This window comes from Pseudomonas sp. PA-1-3F (assembly GCF_021609665.1).
GTDB lineage: Bacteria > Pseudomonadota > Gammaproteobacteria > Pseudomonadales > Pseudomonadaceae > Aquipseudomonas > Aquipseudomonas paracarnis.
In genome coordinates, this window is the sequence record NZ_WJZD01000017.1 from 125,501 (window position 1) to 132,771 (window position 7,271).

General features: G+C 61.8%; 5 protein-coding genes. 2 read left to right on the top strand and 3 right to left on the bottom strand.

Features of this window, described 5'->3' with window-relative positions:
• Positions 1-55 precede the first annotated feature (55 nt).
• Positions 56-1,450, top strand: coding sequence for an MATE family efflux transporter (locus tag GIV26_RS14495; protein WP_054898797.1), 1,395 nt, complete (start codon positions 56-58; stop codon positions 1,448-1,450).
• On the opposite strand, the gene tusA is transcribed toward GIV26_RS14495, so the two are convergent.
• Positions 1,447-1,692 carry a sulfurtransferase TusA gene (tusA, locus tag GIV26_RS14500; RefSeq protein ID WP_014717501.1) on the bottom strand — a complete coding sequence of 82 codons (246 nt, stop codon included), beginning with the start codon at positions 1,690-1,692 and terminating at the stop codon, positions 1,447-1,449. The genes GIV26_RS14495 and tusA overlap by 4 nt on opposite strands.
• A 129-nt stretch (positions 1,693-1,821) precedes the next feature.
• Positions 1,822-2,898 carry a 23S rRNA (cytidine(2498)-2'-O)-methyltransferase RlmM gene (gene rlmM, locus GIV26_RS14505; protein ID WP_054919968.1) on the bottom strand — a complete coding sequence of 359 codons (1,077 nt, stop codon included), beginning with the start codon at positions 2,896-2,898 and terminating at the stop codon, positions 1,822-1,824.
• A gap of 196 nt (positions 2,899-3,094) precedes the next feature.
• Here rlmM and acnA point away from each other — a divergent pair, with 196 nt between their 5' ends.
• Entirely contained in the window at positions 3,095-5,836 is a 2,742-nt protein-coding gene (gene acnA, locus GIV26_RS14510) for an aconitate hydratase AcnA (protein WP_236281214.1), read from the top strand.
• A gap of 177 nt (positions 5,837-6,013) precedes the next feature.
• Here acnA and GIV26_RS14515 read toward each other — a convergent pair whose 3' ends face one another.
• Positions 6,014-6,952, bottom strand: coding sequence for an aspartyl/asparaginyl beta-hydroxylase domain-containing protein (locus tag GIV26_RS14515; protein WP_005786126.1), 939 nt, complete (start codon positions 6,950-6,952; stop codon positions 6,014-6,016).
• Positions 6,953-7,271: the final 319 nt, after the last annotated feature.

The window sequence follows — 7,271 nt, forward strand, 5'->3', positions numbered from 1 at the left end:
GTCAACGCGTAGAATCCGCCGTCCTTGCGACTGCCTTTTTATTGGACACCTGTACGTGAACACTGCCACCGCTCCCCTCTCCCGCCCCGCCCGCATCAGCCGGGAAGTGCGCGGCCTGCTGACGCTGGCCTTGCCGATCATGATCGGCCAACTGGCCACCACCGCGATGAGCTTCGTCGACGCGGTGATGGCCGGGCGCGTGAGCCCGCAGGACCTGGCGGCGGTGGGCCTGGGTAATTCGATCTGGATCCCGGTGTACCTGTTGATGACCGGCACTCTGCTTGCCACCACGCCGAAAGTCGCCCAGCGCTACGGTGCGGGCCAGTTCAGCGAGATCGGGCCCTTGGTGCGTCAGTCATTGTGGCTGGCCGTCGTGGTTGGCATCGCAGGGGCGCTGTTGTTGCTATGCGCCGAGCCGATCCTGCATGCGATGAAGGTCGAACCCGACTTGATCGAGCCGTCCATGGGCTACCTGCATGGCATCGCCGCCGGTATGCCGGCGGTGGCGTTGTACTACGTGTTTCGCTGTTTCAGTGACGGCCTGGGCCGCACACGGCCGAGCATGGTCATGGGCTTGTGCGGGTTGGCGCTGAATATTCCGCTGAACTACATCTTCATCTACGGCCACCTGGGCGTACCGGCCATGGGCGGCGTGGGTTGTGGCTGGGCTACCGCGATTGCAATGTGGGTGATGATGATCGGCCTGGCCATCTGGACGCGCTGGGGCGCGGCCTATCAAAGCAGTGAGTTGTTCAAGCGCTTCGACTGGCCGCAGTGGGCGGTGATCAAGCGCGTGTTGGGCATTGGCCTGCCGATAGGCGTGGCGATCTTTGCCGAATCGAGTATTTTTGCGGTGATCGCCTTGTTGATCGGCAGCCTGGGCGCCACGGTGGTCTCCGGTCACCAGATAGCGCTGAACGTCAGCTCCCTGGTGTTCATGATCCCCTATTCCCTGAGCATGGCCGTCACCGTGCGCGTCGGCCAGGCGCTGGGGCGCGGCGAACCTCGGGAAGCACGCTTCGCCGCCGGCGTCGGCATGGGCACCGCACTGGCGTATGCCTGCTTTTCCTGCAGCTTGATGCTGTTGTTTCGCGAGCAGATTGCAGCGATCTACACCCCCGACCCGGTGGTGATCCACCTGGCGTCGATGTTGATCGTGTTCTCGGCGCTGTTCCAGTTCTCTGACTCGATCCAGGTCACCGCCGCCGGCGCATTGCGCGGCTACCAGGACACCCGGGTGACCATGGTGCTGACCTTGTTCGCCTATTGGGGCGTGGGCCTGCCGGTAGGTTACGCCCTGGGCCTGACAAACTGGCTCGGCGAGCCCAGCGGCCCGAGCGGTTTATGGCAAGGGCTGATCGTGGGCTTGAGCTGTGCGGCGGGGATGTTGGTGGTGCGCCTGGCGCGCAGTGCACGCCGACGCATTCGGGCCGAAAAGGCGCAGGCTTAATCGGCTTTCTTGCGGATCCAGTACAGGTAGGTGCCAGCATCTTCCTGCTGATCCACCAGTTCATGGTCGAGAAACACGCAGAACTTGGGGATATCGCGACGGGTCGACGGGTCGGTCGCGATCACCTTGAGCAGGCCGCCCGCCGGCAGGTCGCGGATGTGCTGGTGCAGCATCATCACGGGTTCCGGGCAGTTGAGGCCGGTGGCGTCGAGGGTGCCATCAACCGGCAGTTCAAGACTCATACTTCACTCCTAAAACTGGCACCGCTCAACAATGTGGGAGCGGGCTTGCCCGCGATGACGGGGGCACATTCAACATAAACTTCGACTGTAATACCGCTTTCGCAGGCAAGCCAGCTCCCACATTTAATATCAGCGGCCTTTGGATTTCTTTACGTCTACCAGGCGGCGCAGGTGACAGGTCACCTCTTCGCGGTCGTGGTAGAGCTGCTTGCAGCCGATCTCCACACGAATGCCGCGCGCCTTGAAGCCCTCTTCGATGCGCTCCAGCAGGCGCTTCACCTCGGCGTAACGCTGCTTCATCGGCAACTTCAGGTTCACCACCGCCTCGCGGCAATGCCCTTCGCCAATCCAGGTTTCCAAGAGTGCCGCGTTGCGCGCAGGTTTCTCGACGATATCGCAGACCATCCAGTCCACCGGCTGCTTGGGCACGAAGGTGAAGCCGTCGGCCATCAGGTGTTGCACCAGGCCGGTGTCCATCAGGCTTTCGGCCATGGGGCCGTTGTCGATGGCGGTCACCAGCATGCCACGGTTGACCAGTTGCCAGGTCCAGCCGCCCGGTGCTGCGCCGAGGTCGACGCCGGTCATGTCGCCGTGCAGGCGTTCGTCCCACTGGTCACGGGGGATGAAGTGGTGCCAGGCCTCTTCCAGCTTGAGGGTCGAGCGGCTGGGCGCGTCACGCGGGAACTTGAGGCGCGGGATGCCCATGGGCCACATCGCCGAGTTGTTCGACTCGGCCAGGCCCATGAACACTTCGCGGCCGCTCTTGAAGGTCAGCAGCAGGCGCGGCTTGCTCGGGTCGTCCACCAGCTTGCCGGCGTTGAGCAGGGCTTTGCGCAGGTGCACTTCGAATTTCTTGCAGAAGTTCGACAGTTCCTTGCCGTCATTGGTGTCGACCATCTCCAGCCACAAGCTGCCGCACAGCGGAAACTCGCGCAGGTGGGCGAGGATCACGCTGATGCGGTCGGTTTCCGGCAGGTCGATAAACACCCCGCGCGCCCACTGCCTGGGGAAGATCAGCTCGGCAAAGCGCTGGCCGTGCATCAGGCGCTGGGCGCCGTCTTCTTCGGTGCAGACAAATTCGGCGCAGGCGCTGCCGGTCTTGGCCTTGGCGTAGCCGGAAACGTTCAGGCGCGCAGCGTGCTCCGCGATCTCGGAACAGACTTCGCCTTCAAAACCCGGGCGGCAGTGCATAAAAAGGGTGTTCATTGAATCTCCTGGTGAATCAACCGGCGTTGCGCTATCGCAATACCTGTCATGAAAACGCGCGCATGATAGCCGAGTTCGGAACCTTGGACTCAGCGATAGAGTCCAGTTATTAGCCTGCTAATGAAAACAGCGCTAACGTGATAGCTCTGTTCGTCCCGTCAGGTCCGTAGCCGTGCGGACCATAAGGAGTCATGTAATGTCATCCCTTGATAGCCTGAGAACCCTTAAGACACTGCAAATAGACAGCAAAACCTACCACTACTTCAGCCTGCCCGAAGCCGCCAAGAGCCTGGGTGACCTGGACAAGCTGCCGATGTCCCTCAAGGTGCTGCTGGAAAACCTGCTGCGCTGGGAAGACGCCAAGACCGTCACCGGCACCGACCTCAAGGCCATCGCCGCCTGGCTCGAAGAACGCCAGTCCGACCGCGAGATCCAGTACCGCCCCGCTCGCGTGCTGATGCAAGACTTTACCGGGGTACCCGCCGTGGTCGACCTGGCCGCCATGCGCGCTGCCGTGGCCAAGGCCGGGGGCGACCCACAGCGCATCAACCCGCTGTCACCGGTGGACCTGGTGATCGACCACTCGGTGATGGTCGACAAGTTCGGCAGCACCAGCGCCTTTGAGCAGAACGTCGATATCGAGATGCAGCGCAACGGCGAACGCTACGCCTTCCTGCGCTGGGGCCAGAGCGCTTTCGACAACTTCAGCGTGGTACCGCCGGGTACCGGCATCTGCCACCAGGTCAACCTCGAATACCTGGGCCGCACCGTGTGGACCAAAGAGGAAGACGGCCGCACCTACGCCTTCCCCGACACCCTGGTAGGCACCGACTCCCACACCACCATGATCAACGGCCTCGGCGTACTCGGCTGGGGCGTGGGCGGGATCGAAGCCGAGGCGGCGATGCTCGGCCAGCCGGTGTCGATGCTGATCCCGGAAGTGATCGGCTTCAAGCTCACCGGCAAGCTCAAGGAAGGCATCACCGCCACCGACCTGGTGCTGACCGTCACGCAAATGCTGCGCAAAAAAGGCGTGGTGGGCAAGTTCGTCGAGTTCTACGGCGACGGGCTGGCCGATTTGCCCCTGGCCGACCGTGCCACGATCGCCAACATGGCCCCGGAATACGGCGCGACCTGTGGTTTTTTCTCGGTGGATGAAGTGACCCTGGACTACCTGCGCCTGTCCGGCCGCCCGGCTGAGACGGTCAAGCTGGTGGAAGCCTATACCAAGGCCCAGGGCCTGTGGCGCAACGCCGGCCAGGAGCCGGTGTTCACCGATACCCTGGCCTTGGACATGGGCACTGTCGAGGCCAGCCTTGCCGGGCCTAAACGCCCCCAGGACCGCGTCGCCCTGCCGAACGTAGGCCAAGCGTTCAGCGATTTTCTCGACCTGCAATTCAAGCCCACCAGCAAAGAAGAAGGCCGCCTGGAAAGCGAGGGCGGAGGCGGCGTTGCCGTGGGCAATGCCGATCTGGTCGGCGAGGCGGATTATGAATACGAAGGCAACACCTATCGCCTGAAAAACGGCGCGGTGGTGATCGCCGCGATTACCTCCTGCACCAACACCTCCAACCCCAGCGTGATGATGGCGGCCGGGCTGGTGGCGAAAAAAGCCGTGGAAAAAGGCCTGACCCGCAAGCCCTGGGTGAAAAGCTCCCTGGCGCCAGGCTCCAAAGTGGTCACCGACTACTACAAGGCTGCGGGCCTCACCCAGTACCTGGACAAGCTTGGCTTCGACCTGGTGGGCTACGGCTGCACCACCTGTATCGGCAACTCCGGGCCCCTGCCCGAGCCGATCGAAAAAGCCATCCAGAAGGCCGACCTCACCGTGGCCTCGGTGCTGTCCGGCAACCGTAACTTCGAAGGCCGTGTGCACCCACTGGTGAAAACCAATTGGCTGGCCTCGCCGCCCCTGGTCGTCGCCTACGCACTGGCCGGCACCGTGCGCATCGACATCAGCAGCGAGCCGCTGGGCAATGACCAGCAGGGTAATCCGGTGTACCTCAAGGACATCTGGCCCAGCAGCCAGGAAATCGCCGAAGCGGTGGCCCAAGTCAGCACCAGCATGTTCCACAAGGAATATGCCGAAGTGTTTGCCGGCGACGAGCAATGGCAAGCCATTGAAGTACCGCAGGCAGCCACCTACGTATGGCAGCAGGATTCCACCTACATCCAGCACCCGCCGTTCTTCGACGACATTGCTGGCCCGCTGCCGGTGATCGAGGACGTCAAGGGCGCCAACGTTCTGGCCCTGCTGGGGGATTCGGTAACCACCGACCACATCTCTCCAGCCGGCAATATCAAGGCCGACAGCCCGGCCGGACGCTACCTGCGCGAACAGGGCGTGGAGCCGCGTGACTTCAACTCCTACGGCTCACGCCGGGGTAACCATGAAGTGATGATGCGCGGCACCTTCGCCAATATCCGTATCCGCAATGAAATGCTCGGCGGCGAAGAAGGCGGTAACACGCTGTATATCCCTACGGGCGAGAAAATGGCGATCTACGATGCCGCCATGCAGTACCAGGCCTCGGGCACACCGCTGGTGGTGATCGCCGGCCAGGAATACGGCACCGGCTCCAGCCGCGACTGGGCAGCCAAGGGCACCAACCTGCTGGGGGTCAAGGCAGTGATCGCCGAAAGCTTCGAGCGTATCCACCGCTCCAACCTGGTAGGCATGGGCGTGTTGCCGTTGCAGTTCAAGCTGGATCAGAACCGCAAGACACTCAAGCTCACTGGCAAGGAGAAGATCGACATCCACGGGCTGACCGATGCCGAGATCGAGCCGCGGATGAACCTGACGCTGGTGATCACGCGGGAGGATGGCAGCAGCGAGAAGGTTGAGGTGCTGTGCCGGATTGATACCTTGAATGAAGTGGAGTACTTCAAGGCCGGTGGGATTCTGCACTACGTGCTGCGCCAGTTGATCGCCTCTTAAGAGCAACGCAGATCAAAGGTGGAAGCTGGCTTGCCTGCGAAAGCGGTGGGTCAGCCAACATTTTTATAGCTGATACTCCGCCATCGCAGGCAAGCCAGCTCCCACAGTCTTGATCACATTCCAGGCATGAAAAAGGCGCTGTATCTTTCGATACAGCGCCTTTTTATGGTGTGCGGTTTAGCCGAACAGCCACTTCCAGAGCAGCACCAGCACCACCACCGCCAGCACCGGCCGCGCAATGCGGTAGGCTTTGGGATGCTTGCGCTTCCACTGTTTGACCTGGCCGCTGAACTTGTCGCTGAAGGTCTTGCTCCAGGCGTACGCCTGGTTGATGCCGCCCACGCGCTCGTCATCGAGGTTCTGCGGTGCGGTTGCGCGGCCCAGTTGCTTGCTGACCCAGCGGTTGATGCGGGTCATCACGCGGTTGCTCAGTGGCCGCTCGATGTCGCAGAACAGGATCACACGGGTCTGTTCGGTTTCGTTTTTCACCCAGTGCACGTAGGTTTCATCGAACATCACGTCTTCACCGTCGCGCCAGGCGTAGACCTGGCCGTCGACGAAGATACGGCAGTCGTCGGAGTTCGGCGTGGACAGCCCCAGGTGATAACGCAGGGAACCGGCAAACGGGTCGCGGTGCGGGTTGAGGTGACTGCCGCCCGGCAACAGCGCAAACATCGCGCCCTTGACGTTAGGGATGCTGCTCACCAACGCCACGGTCTTGGGGCACAGCGCCTCGGCCGATGGCAGCGGCTTGTCGTACCACTTGAGGTAGAAACGCTTCCAGCCCTTCTTGAAGAACGAACCGAAACCGGCGTCGTTGTTCTTTTCGGCGGCGCGGATGTAGCCCTCGTCGAACAGGTGCATGGCCTCTTCGCGGATCACTTCCCAGTTGTCCTTGAGCACATCCAGTTCCGGGAACTTGCTGCGGTCCAGGTAGGGCTTGGACGGCACCGCGGAAAACAGGTACATCAGGGCGTTATATGGGGCGAACAGCGCCGAATGGTTGACGAACTGACGCAACATCGGCAAACGGGCCTTGCCACGCAGGTGCACATACAGCGTGCTGCCGATGAACAGCAGCAACACCGACAGTTTGGCGGCCAAAGAAAAGGTCATGCAGCAACTCCTGGAAATAAGCGCCTGGCCAGCAAATTTCCGTCAATGGGAAACCAGACGTAACAGCCGGCCATGATAAACACTTGAGCCATTATGCAGAAGGCCCAGACCGACCGGGTGACATACATCAACCTTGTGGCGAGGGAGCTTGCTCCCGCTGGAGTGCGAAGCGCTCCCAGAATAATGGGGCCGCCGCGCAACCCCCCGGGGGCAAACTCCCCCCCCCCACGGGTGCCCCTTAGATCAGGCCCGGTTTTTCTGCTCCGCAAAAAAAAAGCCGCACAACAAACCCTGTCTCTTTTACACAACTCCCAGCCCC